The sequence below is a fragment of the Sporosarcina highlanderae genome (genome assembly GCF_030433715.1).
Lineage (GTDB): Bacteria > Bacillota > Bacilli > Bacillales_A > Planococcaceae > Sporosarcina > Sporosarcina highlanderae.
This window is the reverse complement of record NZ_JAROCC010000001.1, coordinates 269091-286986: the sequence shown is the minus strand read 5'-3', so window position 1 is coordinate 286986 and position 17896 is coordinate 269091. Positions and strand designations below refer to the sequence as shown.

14 protein-coding genes are annotated in these 17896 nt (G+C 43.9%); 11 read left to right on the top strand and 3 right to left on the bottom strand.

What is annotated here, in order from left to right; all coding sequences use genetic code 11:
- Positions 1-5 precede the first annotated feature (5 nt).
- From P5G49_RS01250 to P5G49_RS01220, 7 genes are all read left to right on the top strand, one after another.
- Positions 6-1196 (top strand): acyl-CoA dehydrogenase family protein, encoded by a 1191-nt coding sequence (locus tag P5G49_RS01250; protein ID WP_301241645.1) that lies wholly within the window; start codon positions 6-8, stop codon positions 1194-1196.
- Between the two features lie 133 nt (positions 1197-1329).
- Positions 1330-2571: a serpin family protein gene (locus P5G49_RS01245; RefSeq protein ID WP_301241644.1), complete on the top strand. Its 1242-nt coding sequence runs from the start codon at positions 1330-1332 to the stop codon at positions 2569-2571.
- Positions 2572-2760: 189 nt separating this feature from the next.
- Positions 2761-3126 (top strand): DUF2089 domain-containing protein, encoded by a 366-nt coding sequence (locus P5G49_RS01240; RefSeq protein ID WP_301241643.1) that lies wholly within the window; start codon positions 2761-2763, stop codon positions 3124-3126.
- 12 nt (positions 3127-3138) lie between these two features.
- Complete coding sequence (locus tag P5G49_RS01235; RefSeq protein ID WP_301241642.1) at positions 3139-3525, top strand: SHOCT-like domain-containing protein; 387 nt, start codon at positions 3139-3141, stop codon at positions 3523-3525.
- Position 3526: 1 nt separating this feature from the next.
- Positions 3527-3808, top strand: coding sequence for a hypothetical protein (locus tag P5G49_RS01230; protein ID WP_301241641.1), 282 nt, complete (start codon positions 3527-3529; stop codon positions 3806-3808).
- Positions 3809-3979: 171 nt separating this feature from the next.
- Positions 3980-4549 (top strand): TetR/AcrR family transcriptional regulator, encoded by a 570-nt coding sequence (locus tag P5G49_RS01225; protein WP_301241640.1) that lies wholly within the window; start codon positions 3980-3982, stop codon positions 4547-4549.
- Between the two features lie 70 nt (positions 4550-4619).
- Positions 4620-6824 carry a YhgE/Pip domain-containing protein gene (locus tag P5G49_RS01220; RefSeq protein ID WP_301241639.1) on the top strand — a complete coding sequence of 735 codons (2205 nt, stop codon included), beginning with the start codon at positions 4620-4622 and terminating at the stop codon, positions 6822-6824.
- A 260-nt stretch (positions 6825-7084) separates the two neighbouring features.
- Here P5G49_RS01220 and P5G49_RS01215 read toward each other — a convergent pair whose 3' ends face one another.
- Positions 7085-7966 (bottom strand): SDR family oxidoreductase, encoded by an 882-nt coding sequence (locus P5G49_RS01215; protein WP_301241638.1) that lies wholly within the window; start codon positions 7964-7966, stop codon positions 7085-7087.
- Positions 7967-8090: 124 nt separating this feature from the next.
- On the opposite strand from P5G49_RS01215, the gene P5G49_RS01210 reads away from it, so the two are divergent.
- Positions 8091-8696 (top strand): pyroglutamyl-peptidase I, encoded by a 606-nt coding sequence (locus P5G49_RS01210; protein ID WP_301241637.1) that lies wholly within the window; start codon positions 8091-8093, stop codon positions 8694-8696.
- Between the two features lie 52 nt (positions 8697-8748).
- Here P5G49_RS01210 and P5G49_RS01205 read toward each other — a convergent pair whose 3' ends face one another.
- Positions 8749-10062, bottom strand: coding sequence for a short-chain fatty acid transporter (locus P5G49_RS01205; protein WP_301241636.1), 1314 nt, complete (start codon positions 10060-10062; stop codon positions 8749-8751).
- Positions 10063-10204: 142 nt separating this feature from the next.
- On the opposite strand from P5G49_RS01205, the gene P5G49_RS01200 reads away from it, so the two are divergent.
- Positions 10205-12352, top strand: coding sequence for a beta-propeller domain-containing protein (locus tag P5G49_RS01200; RefSeq protein ID WP_301241635.1), 2148 nt, complete (start codon positions 10205-10207; stop codon positions 12350-12352).
- A gap of 77 nt (positions 12353-12429) precedes the next feature.
- On the opposite strand, the gene P5G49_RS01195 is transcribed toward P5G49_RS01200, so the two are convergent.
- Positions 12430-14079, bottom strand: coding sequence for a sensor domain-containing protein (locus P5G49_RS01195; RefSeq protein ID WP_301241634.1), 1650 nt, complete (start codon positions 14077-14079; stop codon positions 12430-12432).
- A gap of 246 nt (positions 14080-14325) precedes the next feature.
- On the opposite strand from P5G49_RS01195, the gene P5G49_RS01190 reads away from it, so the two are divergent.
- Both P5G49_RS01190 and P5G49_RS01185 read left to right on the top strand, forming a co-directional pair.
- Positions 14326-16065, top strand: a complete 1740-nt coding sequence (locus P5G49_RS01190; RefSeq protein ID WP_301241633.1) for an ABC transporter ATP-binding protein — start codon at positions 14326-14328, stop codon at positions 16063-16065.
- Complete coding sequence (locus tag P5G49_RS01185) at positions 16049-17875, top strand: ABC transporter ATP-binding protein (RefSeq protein WP_301241632.1); 1827 nt, start codon at positions 16049-16051, stop codon at positions 17873-17875. The genes P5G49_RS01190 and P5G49_RS01185 overlap by 17 nt, the downstream gene beginning before the upstream one ends.
- Positions 17876-17896: the final 21 nt, after the last annotated feature.

Below are 17896 nucleotides of genomic sequence, written 5' to 3'. Positions count from 1 at the left end.
GGGGAATGGATTTTAGTTTTACAGATGAGCAAAAAATGTTAAGAAAGACTGCACGTCAATTTGTGGACGATGAAATCATGCCGCATATCCAGCGCTGGGACGCAGAAGGTGGATTTGATCCAGCTATTTGGAAAAAGCTTGCCGATCTCGGTTTCATGGGGGTTTGCATTCCTGAAAAATACAGCGGCAGCGGGATGGACTATAATTCGCTAGCTATTCTTTGTGAAGAGCTTGAACGAGGGGATACCGCATTCCGGACAGCGGTTTCCGTCCATATCGGTTTGAATTCGATGACCCTCATGCAATGGGGATCAGAAGAGCAGAAACAGAAATACTTAATTCCGCAAGCAAAGGGTGAAAAAATCGGCGCTTTCGGACTGACTGAACCAGGCGCAGGCTCGGATGTTGCGGCAATGGCGACAACTGCAGTTCGCGATGGAGATGAATATGTCATCAACGGGCAAAAGACATGGATCTCTCTTTGCGATGTAGCAGACCATTTCCTTGTCTTCGCCTACACAGATAAATCTAAGAAACACCATGGCATCAGCGCTTTCATCGTCGAGCGTACGACATTAGGCTTTTCATCGAAAGCAATTAAAGGAAAGTATGGAATCCGCGCAGGCAATACCGGGGAATTATTCTTCGAAGATATGCGCATCCCTGCCGAAAACCTGTTAGGCAAGGAAGGCGAAGGGTTCAAGATTGCAATGTCCGCACTTGATAATGGACGCTTCACTGTCGCCGCGGGAGCGGTTGGCTTAATAATGGGTTGTCTCGAGGAAAGCGTGAAATATTGCCATGAACGCGAAACGTTCGGGAAGCCTATCGGCAAGCATCAGTTGGTCCAACAAATGATCGCCAACATGGAAGCAGGCTACCAAATGAGCCGCCTTCTTGTATACCGGGCGGGTGAAATGAAAAATAAAGGACTGCGCAATACACGCGAAACGTCCCTCGCCAAATGGCAAGCATGTGATTTTGCGAATAAAGCCGCAGACGACGCATTCCAAATTCACGGAGCGTATGGCTATTCGGATGAATATCCAGTCGCCAGATTCCTGCGCAACTCAAAAGCACCGGTCATTTACGAAGGAACCCGCGAAATCCATACGATTATGCAGGCGGAATATGTCTTAGGCTACCGGGAAGATAAAAAGTTAAGCCATATGCTGCCGGAATGGCCGTTTGAATAGGTTGAAGCTATGAAAATGCCAAGAGTTTGCAAGTGCTTGGCATTTTTCTTGTGTTGTCGGATACGTAATTTCCCCGCGAATTGTAACTATTTCCATTCAGGGGCAGTCAAATGAACAAAGGATGGTGGTTGAAGTGAAAAAGAAAATTGTTACATCTCTCGTCGGGATGAGCCTATTAATGCCATTATCAGGTTGTGGGACAGATTCGAACACGCAAAGCCTGCAAATTTCCAAAAACGTGGAATTCGGTGCACAGGATTATGAAAAAATTATCTCTCCGAATAATGAGTTGGCATTTAAATTATTGAATGTAACCGAAAAAGATGATGATGGAAATCTATTCATTTCACCAACAAGTCTGTTGATGGCTTTGGCGCTTGCTTATAACGGAGCGGACGGGGTAACGAAAGATGAAATCGCGGCGGCCTTGCAGATGCCGGGTATGGATACCATGGATTTGAATAAAGCAAATGCTTCCCTCATGACAATACTGAATAAAAACTCGAAAAATATCCAATTACAAGTTGCGAATTCCATTTGGCTCAATGAAGACTATCGTTTCCAAGATGACTATGCCAAGCGGGTGAAGGACTATTTCAATGCTGAAATCCAGGAAATTGATATTTCAAGCGAGGACTCACCGAAGCGTATTAATAATTGGGTGAAGGAAGCGACGAATGGCAAGATCGATAAAATAGTGGATGGAGAATTGGATGAAAATCTTGTCACCATGCTGCTAAATGCAATTTATTTCAAAGGGGACTGGCAATACCCATTCGATAAGAGATTGACAGAGAACCGGGCATTTCACCTTACAAATGGGAGTGAAATAAAAGTGCCGTTCATGTCGCTGCAGGAAAAGCTATCCTACGTAGCGAATAGTGAATACCAGGCGCTTAAACTTCCGTATGCAGACGGCGAAATGAGCATGACAATCGTTCTTCCGAATGATTTGAAGGAGTTTGAAAGCAATCTGTCTGTCGACAATTGGGAGAAAATCCAAACGGGAATGAAAAGAATGAAGGGAACAATCCTTCTGCCGAAATTCCAACTTTCCTACGAAACAGAGCTGAATGAAGCTTTGGAAACCCTTGGCATGAATAGTGCATTCAAGGAAGGGGCTGATTTCAGCAAGATGATTTACGGGGACGAATCCCTTATGATCAGCAAAGTGAAACAGAAAACATATATCGATGTGAATGAGGAAGGAACCGAAGCGGCAGCAGTAACCGCCGTCGGAATTGGAGCCACGTCTGCGCCACCGGACGATCCTTTCGTCATGGATGTGAATAGACCGTTTTTCGTTGCAATTACCGATGATGAATCTGGTGCCATTCTTTTCATAGGTACGATTTCCAATCCGACAGTAAAATAAGTAGATAAAAGTGGTGAAGTCCAAATGGGCTTTGCCACTTTTTAATTTCGAAATTAAAAATAAGGCTGATACTCAACATTGGTATTAACTTTTTTAACATCAGTGTTAACATATTTAATTTTATAGTTGATTTTAATTAAGATTTAGCATATGATGGTATCAAGTGAAAGGGGAGAGGTGATCTAAGGCATGTCATATCCCATAATTAGTCATTGTCCAGTATGCGACGAAACGTTGAAAGTCACCAGGCTACAATGTTCAAGATGTCACACGAGCATTGAAAATGAGTTCGAATTAACAAAGTTAGCGGCCTTGACAGGAGAACAGCTCCATTTCGTCGAAGTATTTTTGGCATGTAGGGGAAATATCAAAGAGGTTGAAAAGGAATTAGGAATTTCGTATCCAACCGTGCGAGGTAAACTGAATGACGTCGTCAGCTCACTTGGATACGAAGTGAAAAAGAAGTCGACTGTCGATGAGAAAAGTGTCGTCGCCATGCTGGAAAGTGGAGAAATTACCGCAGAAGAAGCAATTCGGCTTTTAAAAGATGAATAGGGGGAATTCATTGTGAAAACGGAAATTGAGAAAGTGTTGTCGATGGTTCAAGAGGGGAAAGTCGATGCGGCGAAGGCATCCGAGTTGATCGAAGTATTGAACAATAGGGAAACAGGGAGCAGTTCATCAGCAAAGCCAGTCGCATATGCAGATAAGACATTGAAAATCCGTGTCGTATCTTCGGATAATGATAATGTCTCTGTTAACTTGCCAATCAAGCTCATCAAAGTCATGTTGAAAGCAGGATACAATATTGCAGGGAATATCCCTCAATCCGAGAAATACGTGAAAGACCTTGATATCGATATACTCATTGAAGCGATTGAAAATGAATTGGACGGACCAATCGTCGACATCAAATCAGCCGACGGTGATACGGTATCCGTAATCATCGAATGATATGCTGAAAGTCAAAGTCAAAACCGAAAAATTCAAGCTGTCCATTCCACTCCCATACGTTTTACTGTCTATAGGAATTTCGATTATCAGCTCTAAATGGCTTCGGAAACTGATAAACGAGCAAATTGTAAAAAATGCGGAGGATAAGTCGAAGGCCTACGCAATTCCGGAATTGGATAAGCGGGAACTGAAAAGCATCGTTTCTGAGTTACGTAACCATAAGGGAACCAGATTGGTAAACGTAAAGGCGAAAGACGGGACAGAAGTTATTGTTAGATTATGAAATACAGCGAATTAATATGAACCAAATGCCTTCCATCCCGTCTTGGAGGGTATTTTTGCGTCTCTCATATAGAAATACCTTGCGTTCTCCAGAAAATGAGTATAGTATAATGACTGAGTGACCGAAAATGTATTTCGGTCAATAAAAAAATCTTTCAATGGAGGTGAAGCAGTGGATCGCAGACAAGAAATTATGGAAGCCGCTGCAAAGTCATTTTCATTATTCGGATATAAAGCTACAACGATGGACCAGGTCGCAAAAATTGCAAATGTAGGCAAAGGAACAATCTACACCTTCTTTGCAAATAAAGAAGAACTGTTCAATGCCATCGTCCTCAAAATGACCGAGGAAATGCGGGCTGAGTCCGACGCTGTCGCCGTTGAAGGCGCATCGTTCGAACAAAATGCACACGCGCGACTTATGCAAATGCTCAAATTCCGCGGAACCCATCAATTATATGCAAAATTGATCGACGAGGAAAAAGAATTGCGTACACCTGCAGTCATCGAGGTATTAGGGCAAATAGAAAGAGAAATTGTCTCTTATATTAAAGCTAAAATTGAGCGGGCAATCGCTAAGGGTGAATTAAAACCTTGCGATAGTGAACTTGTTGCATTTCTTCTATTTAAGTCCTATCTTGCGCTTGTTGTCGATTGGGGCAAAACACATGACGAGGAGTTGTCCGAAGAACAGATATCGGGATTATTAAGCAATACTATTTTTAATTGTCTCTTAGCCTGAGACTCTTTTTTTATTCACGAATGACCAAATAAGGTTTATAGTCAGTCGGTATTAACGGAGGAATGTTTGAATGAAGAAAAAATCAATGATCGTTGCGGAATGGAAGCAGCTTCTGCGTACAAGGAAAATGCTTGTACCGATGATAGCGATTCTTTTTATTCCTGTTTTATATGCGGGCATGTTCTTATGGGCGTTCTGGGATCCTTATGCCAATATGGGCGCACTTCCCGTCGCAATCGTCAATTTGGATGAAGGTGCCGAAATGGATGGCGAACAACTAGCTCTTGGCGATGAGTTGGTCGATAAACTGATGAACAGCGGAAATTTCAATATCCAAAACGTCTCTCAAGAGGTCGCGGAGGAAGGATTGAAAAACCAGGATTACTATATCGCAATAGAAATACCTGAGAACTTTTCACAACATGCTACAACTTTGCTTGATGAAAATCCAGAGAAGTTGACAATCGTTTATAAGCCGAATGAAGGCTTTAACTTCTTGTCTGCCCAAATCGGAGAGACGGCGATGGATCGCATCCGTGCGGAAGTGAATGAAAAGATTGCGTCAACATATGCCGAACAGTTATTTGACTCAATTGATAAAATGGGTAACGGATTTGGTGAAGCGGCAGACGGAGCGGGTAAATTGCATGATGGTGCTACGGAGCTTGAAAATGGCGCGAGAGACTTGAAAGGCTACTTGGAAACATTGGCTTCAAGCACGGTGTCATTGAAAGACGGTTCTGACCGGTTAGCGAAGGGTACAAATGATGCAGCAAAAGGCGCGGCTGATTTGAATAAAGGGATTGGCGCATTGTCTGCTGGTGTTGCGGATCTTAATAACGGTGCTGCACAAGCTTCAAAAGGCGCATCCGACTTGAAAGCTGGCATTGCGAGTTATACGGCCGGTGTCGAGCAATTAAGAGATAGCTATGCATTGATTGCACAAAAAGAAAATGAGTTTGGAAAAGCACTTAGTACAATCAATGAAAAAACTGTAGCCTTGAATGGTGCAGCCCAACAATTAGGTGAAGGCTCGAAAAACGTGAGTGCAGGCATTAACGATTTATCCGATAAGTTGGCGCCGGTTTTAGCGTCATTGCCTGAGGAGCAGCAAGCTGCTTTGAAAGCGGCATTAGGCCAATTGAAACAAGGAAGCGCAGAGCTTTCTGATGGAATGGCTGAGCTGTCGAATGGAACGGCGGCCCTTCAGGAAGGTACTGCCCAATTGGACGGCGCGGCTGCCCAATTGCGTAATGGCCATGCGCAAGCGTTGGCTGGTATTACTAAGTTGAACGGATCTTCAGCTCAATTATCGGAGGGTGCTGCAGCTCTTGAACAAGGTAATGGTGCATTGGCGGCTGGACTTGAACAGCTTTCCGAAGGTGTTGCTGCAGCTCAAAAGGGTTCATCTGATTTGGCTTCAGGGTTGAATGAATTAAATGCCGGTTCAAATACATTGAGAGAAGGAACTGGGACGCTTGCTACAAAATCGAAGGAGTTGGCTGACGGTTCCTCGAAATTGACTGACGGCATGAAGGAATTGAATGAAGGTACACTGACATTGAAAGAGAAACTTGCGGAAGCAAATGAAGCCGCGAGCGAAGTGAATCCGAACGAGAAAACATATGAAATGGCGGCTGCACCTGTTGATGTGGCAAAAGACGGTATCAATGAGGTGCCGAACTACGGTACAGGATTTGCGCCATACTTCCTTTCCCTTGGATTATTCGTAGGAGCATTGTTGTTATCGATTGTCTTCCCACTTGTTGAACCAGCGATAAAACCGACTAACGCGTTCAGTTGGATGGCGAGTAAGGTGTCTGTTTTGGCAATTGTAGGTTTAATTCAAGCCCTTGTTGCTGTCGCAATCATCAAGTGGGGCCTTGGAATGGAAACGGTCAACTTGCCATTGTTCATTTTGACAGCGATCATTACAAGTTACACGTTCATCGCGATTGTTCAAATGTTGGTATCTTTGTTAGGGGACCCTGGCCGATTTGCGGCGATTCTTATTTTGATCTTGCAATTAACGACAAGTGCAGGAACGTTCCCGTTGGAATTAATTCCTGGACCACTTCAAGTTTTCAACACATTGTTGCCGATGACATATTCGGTCCAAGCATTCAAAGCATCGATCTCTACAGGGGACATCGCCCATCTATGGGCTAACAACGGCGTGTTGATCGGCTTCATGGTTGCATGCTTGGCGATCACGTTCGGTTACTTTGCATTGATATTCAAAAAAAGGTATTCACGGAATACTGTCGAGGCATGAGAAAAAGCGATCCGCGGATCGCTTTTTGTAATTGAGTAAATGGCGGCGCGCTCAAGAATAGCGTTTGGCGCTCAATAAAGCCGGTTTCGCGCTCAAGAATAGCGTTTGGCGCTCAAGAAAGTCGGTTATGCGCTCAAGAATAGCGTTTGGCGCTCAAGAATAGCCGTTCCGCGCTCAAGAAAGCTGGTTTCGCGCTCAAGAATAGCTGTTCCGCGCTCAAGAACCGCCGACCCGCGCTCAAGTCTGTTCCGAAGTATCAATCAAGAACCCACATAATCGCCGCCATCAACATGAATCGTCTGTCCGGTCATATAACTTGAATCGTTCGAAGCTAAAAACACATAAGCCGGAGCATTTTCCGCCGGTTGGCCTCGGCGTTTCACCGGTGTATCAGCCCCGTGCTGTTCGACTTTTTTCGCATCGAATGTCGCGGGAATCAGCGGTGTCCATATCGGGCCTGGTGCAACGGCATTTACACGAATGCCTTTGCCAGCCAAATTCAAAGCAAGCGACCTTGTAAACGTAGTAATGGCGCCTTTCGTTGCAGAATAATCGATTAGTCCTGGCGAACCGTTATACGCCGTAACGGATGAAGTATTGATAATGCAATCGCCTTCTTTCATATGAGCCAAAGCCGCCTTCGATAAATAAAACAGACCGAAAAAGTTCGTTTCAAATGTCTCCCGTAGCTGATCACTCGAAATCTGAGCGATGTCATCTTGAGGAAACTGCTTTCCTGCATTGTTCACAAGGATATTCAAACTGCCGAATTCTTGAATGACATCATCAATCAACTGCTCACAGTTCTCTTCTTCGCTTATGTCAGTGCGGATTTTCATCGCTCTCCCACCGTATTTCTCGATGAGTTCAATGGTTTTATTTGCATCGACATCTTCGGCTTCATCTAAATATGCAATTGCCACATTTGCTCCTTCTTTTGCATATGCGACTGCGACGGCGCGTCCGATTCCGCTGTCTCCACCGGTAATCAAGGCGTTTTTCCCTTTTAATTTTCCCGAGCCTTTATAATTTTCATCATCAAATAACGGTAGTGGATCCATTTCTGCTTCGATTCCAGGTTGTTTATTTTGCGTTTGTGGTGTCACTTGTTCATCTTTTTTCTCGTATTTATCATTCGTCATTTATACTCCTCCTTCGAAAAGTCAATGTACTCAAGTATTCCCTGACAGGTGCAATATAAACTTTCCGACAACTACCCAAGATGCTTCGGAATCCGTTATAATACAGTGAAGGGGGAACTGAAAAATGAAAAAACTATTATTAACAGGTTTTGAACCATTCTTGAACTTTCCGATTAACCCAACCCAAAAGATTGCTGATGAATTGCATGGCATGGAAATCGGGGGATACAAAATCCATAGCGAAATCCTGCCGGTCGATTTCAGTGTTTCAGGAGATCTTGTCATTTCGCATATTGAAAAACTGCAACCAGACGCAGTATTGTCACTTGGCCTATCTGGCGGAAGATTTAAAGTTACTCCTGAGCGGATCGCCATCAATGTGAACGATGGTGCGAAGGATAATAGCGGACATGCACCTGTGGATGAGCCGATTATTGAAGATGGAGCAGACGGGTATTTTACAAATATGCCGATTCGGAAAATGGTCGAAGCTATGAAGGCGCAAGGGTTGCCAGCAGAAATTTCGAACACTGCCGGGGCATATTTATGCAACCACGTCATGTATCGTGAACTGCATTTTGTGAATGAACAGCGTCCCGACATGCTTGCCGGTTTTATTCACATCCCGGCTTCACATGATCTTGGAGTCGAGCATGGCCGAGTGCCAAGCTGGTCCCATGAAGATTTAAAGCGGGCGATTATCGCTTGTATAGAAGTGTTGGGGGAATGAACAAAAAAACATCCGAAGTCGTCAAAACGACGCTTCGGATGTTTTTTGTTAATTAAAAGAAGAACAAACCAATACTTACAACAATACCGCTTAACACTAACACGAATACACAGTAGCCCATGATATCCTTCGCGCGCAATCCTGCAATCGCAAGTGCAGGCAATGCCCAGAACGGTTGGATCATATTTGTCCAAGCGTCACCCCAAGCGATCGCCATAGCTGTTTTCGAGTAGCTCACGCCAAGTGTAGTTGCCGCTTCAAGCATAATTGGTGCTTGAACTGCCCATTGGCCGCCACCTGAAGGTACGAAGAAGTTAACAAGACCCGCAGCATAGAATGTGAAGAGCGGGAATGTCGCTTCTGTCGAGATGCTGACGAACCATTCGGACATAACACCTGCTAAGCCTGATGCAACCATCATGCCCATGATTCCTGCGTAGAACGGGAACTGAATAATAATACCGCCAGCCGTCCTAACAGCATTTGCAACAGCCGCAAGGAAACGTCTCGGCGTCCCGTGGAAAATGATACCAAGAATAAAGAAGATCAAGTTGACGATATTCAAGTTCAAATCGAAGCCTTTACCAACAAAGTGTTGTACGAGATAGACAACACCCAATGCGCCGATTAACATTGAAAGGATGAAGCTATTTTCAAGACGTGCTGCAGGAGTTTTTTCCGCAACCTCTTCTACTTCGATTTCATCTTCCAATAGTTTAGGATCGACAGTGACAGTATCCTCCGGTTTCGGCATCATGAAACGGTTCAACAACGGTAAAGTAATGAAAAGGATTCCGATAATTAATAGATTATACGTTGAAAAAATCGTTTCGGACGTCGGAACGACACCCATGACACCTGAAAAAGGATGATCAGCAGTCGCGATGGATAATGGGATTGACCCACCTAAACCACCGTGCCAAATAATGAATCCTGAGTAAGCGCTTGCAATTAATAGACGATAGTCGACAGTCGTTACCTTTTTAGCAATCTCCTTGGCGAACAATGCCCCGATGACAAGGCCGAACCCCCAGTTGATCCAGCAAGCGATAAGCGATACAACTGTGACAAGCACAATTGCTTGACCAGGCGATTTCGCCAATCCTGCCATTGAACTCAATAGTTTTTTGAAGACTGGGCTACTTGCCAACACATGACCTGCCACTAAAACGATAACCATCTGCATAGTGAAGGATAAAAGTCCCCAGAAGCCATCTCCCCAGTGAACGACCATGTCGAGTGGACCCGAATCGGTTAAACCGAGACCGAGTAGGAATACGACCAATGTCAGTATCGCCACAAATATGTATGGATCCGGCAAATACCTTTCCATGATCGTATTCGACCATCTTGTTAACGTTTTCATTTCTCTAAATCCCCCTTTATATTTGATACTCCTCAATACTATCATATTCAAGTTGATTAGTAGAAATGTTTTTTTTAGAGTGAAACTAAATTGCAAAAAAACAGTCTACTTTTATAAAGAGGCATCAAGGAGGATGTTAAAGGTGAGAAAACCGCTTGTTTGGCTTGGCGCAGCTTCGATTATCATCGTGTTAGTTATAAGTTTTGCTTTTATGATTAAGAAGGTGACCGTTTCCGCTGCAGGTACGGCATTAACCGATAATGGATGGAATGCTTATTTTTCTGAACCCCTTGTGACGGATTCTATAACGGCAGGATATATTTATGTGACCGATCAGCATGGCAAGAAAGTTCAGGCCGAGATGGAGCTGTCGAAAGACGGTCAATCCGTTCAAGTGAATGGATTACAGCCAGGTAAGTACACACTGCATCTTGACGATAGAGCTGTAAACAGCAAGTTTTTCAAGTCGCTTAATTTAGATAAACTTGAGTTCACTGTATATGATTCCATCGAATCAATCAGCTCTGCAAAGGATTTGAAGGCATATTTCGAGACAATCAGGGATATGCAAACACGAACGCGGGACGGAGGTTTGAGGGAAAGATTTGCGTTGAGCGATTCTGCGGAATCAGCTAAAGCGGAAGGAGGCGCTGCTGACTATTCATCGACTAACATTCAGGTGGAGGGTGTCGATGAGTCGGATTTCGTCAAAACAAATGGCGATTATATATATGCCATTTCAGATGGGACAGCTGTGGAAATCGTTGATATCCGTGATTCAAGCAAAATGAAGTTAGTCTCCACCGTTAAAATGGAAGAATACCACTATGCTTCGCAGCTTTTCTTGCATGGTGATCTATTGATAGTTCTTGGGGATAAGTACGAACCCTATTCCGAGAAAAAGGTAGCTACAGACATGATTATGCCTGTCAATGGAATGAGTACGGTCAGCATTTACTCGGTGAAGAACCCAGAAAATCCGGAGTTGATTCGCGAAATCGGTATTGAAGGCCATTTGAGTAACGCACGGAAAGCTAACAATATCCTTTACTTAGTGACCACTATGCATCCGCACTACTGGGCAATGGATGAAATCGAGGGAGAAACGTTGCGACCGGTCATTTTAGACTCGAATGGGGAAGAAGAAAAGAGTTATTTGGAATTTGAGGACATCGCAATTTTACCTGGGTCAATGGAAGCCTCATATACTGTCATTTCGGCAATTGACTTAGACTCAGCGGAAACAGGGATGCTTGAAACGAAAGGGTTCCTTGGAAGTAGTAGCCAAATGTATATGACAAAAGACAGCTTATATTTAACTGCGATGAAATACGAGATGGAAAAGAATAAAGGCGGAAGGGAAATGATGATTTGGAATCCCGGTAAAGCAAGTACTGGGTTTTTCAAGTTTAACCTTGATGGAACAAAAGTCGTCTTCTACAGCTCGGCTGAGTTTAAAGGGACCATTCTGAATCAATTCTCGATGGACGAATATAATGGCAACTTCCGGGTAGTCATGACGGAAGGGAATATGTGGGATGACAAAAACCCTTCGAAAAATCACTTGTTCATTTTAAATGATGGCATGCAATTAGTTGGATCGGTGGAAGGACTCGCAGAGGGGGAGCGGATTTACTCGGCACGATTCATGGGGGATAAAGCCTATATGGTCACGTTCAGAGAGACAGACCCTCTCTTCGTCATCGATGTTGCCGATCCGACAAAACCAGAAGTGTTAGGCGAGCTGAAAATTCCGGGCTTCTCAAACTACTTGCATCCTTTGGATGAAAATCATTTAATCGGTTTTGGATATGAAACTTCATCACGAAAGAACCCTTCGGGAGGCGAGCCGATTATCACTACGGAAGGTATGAAAATCTCGTTATTTGATGTAACTGATTTCAACAATCCAAAAGAGAAGTTTACGGAAGTCATCGGCGGGCAAGGAACTTACTCTTCGCTACAATACGATCACAAAGCGCTGTTCGAGCATAGAGCCCGCAATCTATTCGGTTTTCCTGTCAGCATTTACGAAAAATCCAATAAGGAATTCGCACTGGACTATAAAGGATCAGGAGCGTTGGTCTATGAAATCACACCGGACAAAGGAATCGTTTTGAAAGGCGATCTCATAAAAGCGAAAGCCCCAAATGAGGAGTATGAAATGTGGGAAACCCAAATTCAACGACTTATTTACAGTGGCGATACGATTTATACCATTGCTTCCCGTGAAATCAATAGCTATGATATGAATAACTATAAGAAAACTGATTCATTGAAATTAAGATGATGGAAAACGGGGCAGCCGGCTGCCTCGTTTTTTTGCGAAAAAAAGACGAAGCACTCGTCCTTGGAGTACTCCGTCCTTTAAAATATTTCATTTCTCCTCATCGGTGCCCCGATATAATACCCTTGAACAGCATCGACACCCATTTCCTTCAGCAACTCAAACTGTTCCTTCGTTTCAACGCCTTCTGCGATGACATAGAAGCCCATTGATTTGCCGAAAAGAATCATCCCCTCAACGAGTTGCTTCGTCTTAGGCATGGTCAATAAAGAATTCACAAAGACCTTATCAATCTTCACCTTTGAGATCGGCAAATGCTGCATATACCTGAACGATGCATATCCAGTTCCGAAATCATCCAAGATGAATTGAATGCCCTTGTCCTTTAAGACTTTCATCTGACGGATTATGGACTGTTCCTGCTCAGCTTGAAATGCGAATTTTTCGGTGATTTCCAACTGGATTTTATCGGGTGGGCATTTTGTTTCTTGCAAAATCCCCATCAGTTTTTCTTTCATTTGGAAAGAATCGCCGAATTCCCTTACAGAAGTGTTAACTGAAATGCTAATATCCTGGTCATTTTTCATTAACTCCATCGCCAGATTAGCAGCTTCCTCAATTACATAAGCCCCGATTGCATGAATCAATCCATTTTCCTCCGCAATCGGAATGAGTTCATCTGGATTTACATACCCTAACTCCTCATCTTCCCATCTTACGAGAGCCTCATAGACCTTTACTTTATCAGTCGCAATGTCCAATTGTGGCTGGTAGAAGACCTGCAAATTTTGATGGTCCAAAGCTGTAAGCATTTTTTTGTCGATGATGAAACGGCGGTTTAAATCCTTATGGGAATCGGCTGACAAAGAAGAAATTTTGCCGCTACCCTGGTCGGCGTGATTACTTATAGCGGCCAAAGATGCTTTTATCAGTTGCGTATAGGACTGCTGGTCTTCCGGATAGCGAACAATGCTACCGCTTACAGAAAGAGGCAATGAATGATTTTCAAGATAAATTGGTTGCTCTTTTAAAAACCCAAGGAAACCTTGGACGAACCAATCCCCGAAGCCTGTCAACACCACGAATTGACTGACTCCCATCCTTGCAATCGGATCCCCTTGGAAATACCGTTTCAGCCTGTTTGTGAATTCCCGTATTAAAACGGACTCTGACTCATTTGATTGTAAATCTTTCAATGTGTAATAATGATCTATTGTTATGTAGACGAATGAAAAATGTCTGTTTTCATTGATGAATTCATTTGCCACCGCTTCTAATTTGTGGCGGCTCATCAATCCCGTTTCGAAGTCTATAAATGCAATTTGTTGTAGTTTTTCCTGCAACTCGATGTCTTCTGTAATATCGAGCTCAAGAAATGTTGCGGATTCAAGTATTCCAGCATCATCCATTATTGGAATCGCTATCATTTTGACAAAATAAGGGTCGCCGTTACGTGAAAGTTTCTCAACTTTCCCGAAAAAGGACTTTCCACTTGAAATTCTGTTCCAGATCGCATCGGCTTGAGTCTGGCCCTCTTTTTCCTCCGAAAACATTTGCCAGAAGGATCTACCTAAAATACGTTTTGGCGTCCAATCGCTTGCACCAAGGAAGTTATTATTTGTGTATGTTATCAAGCCTTCACTGTCAGTGCGAGTCACCATTAGGAATTGAATCAGACTATCCATGATATGCGGCAATTCATTTATTGTAGTAGTGTTTGCCGTACTCATCTCTTTGTCCCCTTTCTACGTGCTTATCTAATTCATTATACAAGATGATAGATTAATATGCAGTCTAATTTGGTTTGGAAATTATTAGAGTATTTTATGACCAAAAAAATGGTCTGAATTAACAATTGTTCAATTACGTTTTCCGAATTACACAATATGCACTCTATACAGAAATCTCAGTTTGTGGCATAATGGTGACAAGAGAAAAATAATTCGTATTACGAAGTAGTTTTTGGGGGTTAGGAAATGAAGACAGTTTTTTCATACGCCAAGGCATATAAGTGGCCGATGCTCATCGCCTTGCTCCTCATGTTTTTGGAGCTTGCAGTGGAGCTCATCCAGCCGTTATTGATCGCCAAGATTATTGACGATGGTATTTTGGCGGAAGACACTAACATTGTATGGACGTGGGGAAGTGTCATGATGGGGTTGGCATTTGTCGCATTCTTTTCGGGTGTGATCAATTCCTATTTTGCCGCACACGCAGCGCAAAGCTTCGCTTATGACTTGCGCCAGGCATTATTCCGCCAAGTGCAGGCGTTTTCCATGGCAACGTTTTTACGATTCCCGACATCGGGATTGATCACAAGGTTAACTAGCGACGTGTCGATGGCGCAAAACGTCCTATTCATGGGCTTGCGAGTAATGTTGCGAGCACCATTATTAGTTATTGGTAGTTTGGTGATGGCATTTGTTGTCAATGTGAAATTGGCAATGTATTTAGTTCTTGGTGCGCCGTTTTTATTTATTTTCCTATTCATCATGGCGCGAAAAGGGGTAGGCTATTTTGCTAACGTTCAACGTAGGCTTGACCGAGTCAACCGCGTCATCCAGGAGAATTTACAAGCGGTCCGTTTGATAAAAGCCTATTTACGAGGAATGTATGAAGCAAGTAGATTCATGAAAGTTGCAGATGCATTAAAGAAGGATACCGTTAAAGCGATGCGGATGATGGAGCTGATTTTGCCTGTTCTATTGTTTGTCATGAACGTAAGTTTGATGGCCGTTCTTTGGTTCGGTTCCGCTGAAATCCGCACTGGGGAAGCACAAGTCGGTGAACTTGTTGCCGTCGTCAACTATGCAATGCGGATGACGGGGGCATTCTCGATGTTCGCATGGATCCTTGTTGCGTTCTCGCGGGCTAAAGCATCTTCTGAGCGTTTGGAGGAAGTACTGCTTGCGAACGATGATTTGGAACAGCATGATTCTGAAAGCTCAAGCTTCACTCGATTTAAAGGTGAGCTACGATTCGAGAATGTTTCGTTCAATTATAAAGGAAAGCCTGAGCCGATTTTGGACAATGTTTCATTCAATGTGGCGACCGGTGAGAAACTTGCCATCATGGGAGCGACTGGGTCAGGAAAATCCACTCTTCTAAATCTGATCCCGCGTATTTTCGAAGCAACCGAAGGGAAGATTTTTGTTGGTGGAGTAGAAGTGAATGATTGGCCGTTAAAGGATTTACGCGATACGATCGGGCTTGTTCCACAGCAATCTATCCTTTTCACGGGTTCGATTCTTGAAAACCTTTCTTGGGGGGATTCTGATGCTGCGCCTGATGAGCTTGAGGAAGCCGCGAAAAAGGCACAAATTCACGAATCAATTGATTTATTCCCTCAAAAGTATAAAACGCGTGTTGGACAAAAAGGGGTCAATCTATCAGGTGGGCAAAAACAGAGACTATCCATTGCGCGGGCACTTGTCAGGAAGCCTTCAATCCTAATTCTTGACGATAGCACAAGTGCGTTGGACGTTAAAACGGAAAACGCCTTATGGGATGCATTGGCCAAGGAAGCTGCGACTATGCTCGTCGTTACTCAAAAAGTGCAGACAGCAAGAGGTGCGGATAAGATTCTCTTACTCGATGAGGGGAAAGTTGTTGGTTACGGCACCCATGCAGACTTGATGGCTCAATCCGAACTTTATCGGAAAATTGCCGAATCCCAGTCAGAAGAGGAGGTGGTCATCAATGGTGCGGATAACTAAACCTTTCGGCTATGAACCGATTATTAAAAAGGAAGATATTAAAGGGCCCGGCAAGAAAAAGGTGGAGCGGGCAGGTGATTGGAAGTCAGTTTTACTAAGAATTTGGAAGCTTGTTGATGAACAAAGGGGCTTGCTCATTACGGTGCTTGCACTCGTTCTCTTTAGCTCCGGTTTTGCACTTTTAGGGCCGCTGTTGATAGGTAAAATCATAGATCAATATATTATTCCGATGCAGTTTGACGGTTTGGCAGGTACAATCGGGCTGTTGATCGCGATTTATGCGGGCTTGTCACTTACAACTTATTTCCAAAGTTTTTGGATGGTTGGCATAGCGCAACAAACAATACTGAGATTGCGCACGAATTTATTCTCACATCTTCAAAAACTGCCGGTAACGTTTTTCGATAGACGGCAGCATGGGGAATTGATGAGTCGTGTGACAAATGATATCGAAAACGTCAGTCAGACGTTGAACTCCTCATTCATCCAGGTGTTCTCGAGTATTTTGACATTGACGGGAACATTGGCTGTAATGCTTTACTTAAGCCCAATTTTGACACTGCTCACGATGATTATCGTTCCAGTCATGTTCATCGCCATTCGGTGGATCACCCGTCGAACAGGCTTGCTCTTTAAAGAACAGCAGCAAGCGGTTGGTGAGTTGAACGGGATGATTGAAGAAACGATTTCCGGCCAGCGGATTGTCAAGGCGTTTTCCCAAGAGGAGAGGGTAATGGAGGAATTCGCACAAAAAAGCGAACGTCTCCGTCGCACAGGATTTTGGGCAATGACATATTCAGGGTTCATCCCGAAAGTGATGAACATGCTGAATAATGCCGCCTTCGCAATCGTTGCAGGAGTCGGTGGTCTATTGGCTCTTAATAGTGATGGTCTTGTCACAATCGGTACGATTGTCATCTTTTCTGAGTATGCACGCCAATTCACAAGGCCGCTTAATGATCTATCGAACCAATTCAATACGGTCCTCTCGGCTATTGCAGGGGCGGAGCGTGTATTCAAAATCATGGATGAGCCGATTGAGAAAGATGATGCAAAGGAGCACGCGGATACGAAGTTGAAAGGGGACGTCGAGTTCCGTAACGTATCCTTCGGTTATGCTGTTGAAACGGACGGCTATACGATTGACGATGTTTCGTTCCATGTAAAATCGGGTGAAACTGCCGCGTTCGTCGGCGCAACCGGTGCAGGGAAGACAACAATCATGCAGCTTCTTGCACGATTCTATGAAACGAATAAAGGTGATATTTTAATCGACGGAATTCCAATCAAAGACCTGCCGCGTCAAACGCTACGCAGTCAAATGGCCTTCGTTTTGCAAGACCCGTTCCTATTCGAAGCAAGCGTAATGGAAAACATCCGTTACGGAAGGCTCGATGCAACTGACGAAGAAGTGATTGAGGCTGCGAAACAGGCAAATGCGCATAGCTTCATTTCAAGACTTGAAGATGGCTACAACACTGTTTTGACAGCGGATGGTGGAGAGATTTCACAAGGTCAGAAACAATTGCTTTCCATCGCGAGAGCGCTCGTCGCCGACCCGGTATTGCTGCTTTTAGATGAAGCGACAAGTAGCATCGACACCGTTACGGAGCTGCAAATCCAGGAAGCGTTGGAGCGATTGATGGAAGGACGAACAAGCTTCGTCATCGCCCACAGACTGAACACAGTTCGAAAAGCGGACACTGTCTACGTCATGGGCCAAGGAAAATTAGTCGAATCCGGAAGCCAGGACGAATTGATCGAAAAGCAAGGCGTTTACTACACAATGTTGATGGATTCGAAGATATAGGAAAAAAGGCTGCGTGGGACG

Bases quoted from the DNA above. Each gene is read 5' to 3' on its own strand.
- P5G49_RS01210 (WP_301241637.1), top strand. From the start codon at position 8,091: ATGAAAAAACTATTATTAACAGGTTTTGAACCATTCTTGAACTTTCCG.
- P5G49_RS01215 (WP_301241638.1), bottom strand. From the start codon at position 7,966: ATGACGAATGATAAATACGAGAAAAAAGATGAACAAGTGACACCACAA.
- P5G49_RS01220 (WP_301241639.1), top strand. From the start codon at position 4,620: ATGAAGAAAAAATCAATGATCGTTGCGGAATGGAAGCAGCTTCTGCGT.
- P5G49_RS01195 (WP_301241634.1), bottom strand. From the start codon at position 14,079: ATGAGTACGGCAAACACTACTACAATAAATGAATTGCCGCATATCATG.
- P5G49_RS01190 (WP_301241633.1), top strand. From the start codon at position 14,326: ATGAAGACAGTTTTTTCATACGCCAAGGCATATAAGTGGCCGATGCTC.
- P5G49_RS01240 (WP_301241643.1), top strand. From the start codon at position 2,761: ATGTCATATCCCATAATTAGTCATTGTCCAGTATGCGACGAAACGTTG.
- P5G49_RS01250 (WP_301241645.1), top strand. From the start codon at position 6: ATGGATTTTAGTTTTACAGATGAGCAAAAAATGTTAAGAAAGACTGCA.
- P5G49_RS01205 (WP_301241636.1), bottom strand. From the start codon at position 10,062: ATGAAAACGTTAACAAGATGGTCGAATACGATCATGGAAAGGTATTTG.
- P5G49_RS01230 (WP_301241641.1), top strand. From the start codon at position 3,527: ATGCTGAAAGTCAAAGTCAAAACCGAAAAATTCAAGCTGTCCATTCCA.
- P5G49_RS01185 (WP_301241632.1), top strand. From the start codon at position 16,049: ATGGTGCGGATAACTAAACCTTTCGGCTATGAACCGATTATTAAAAAG.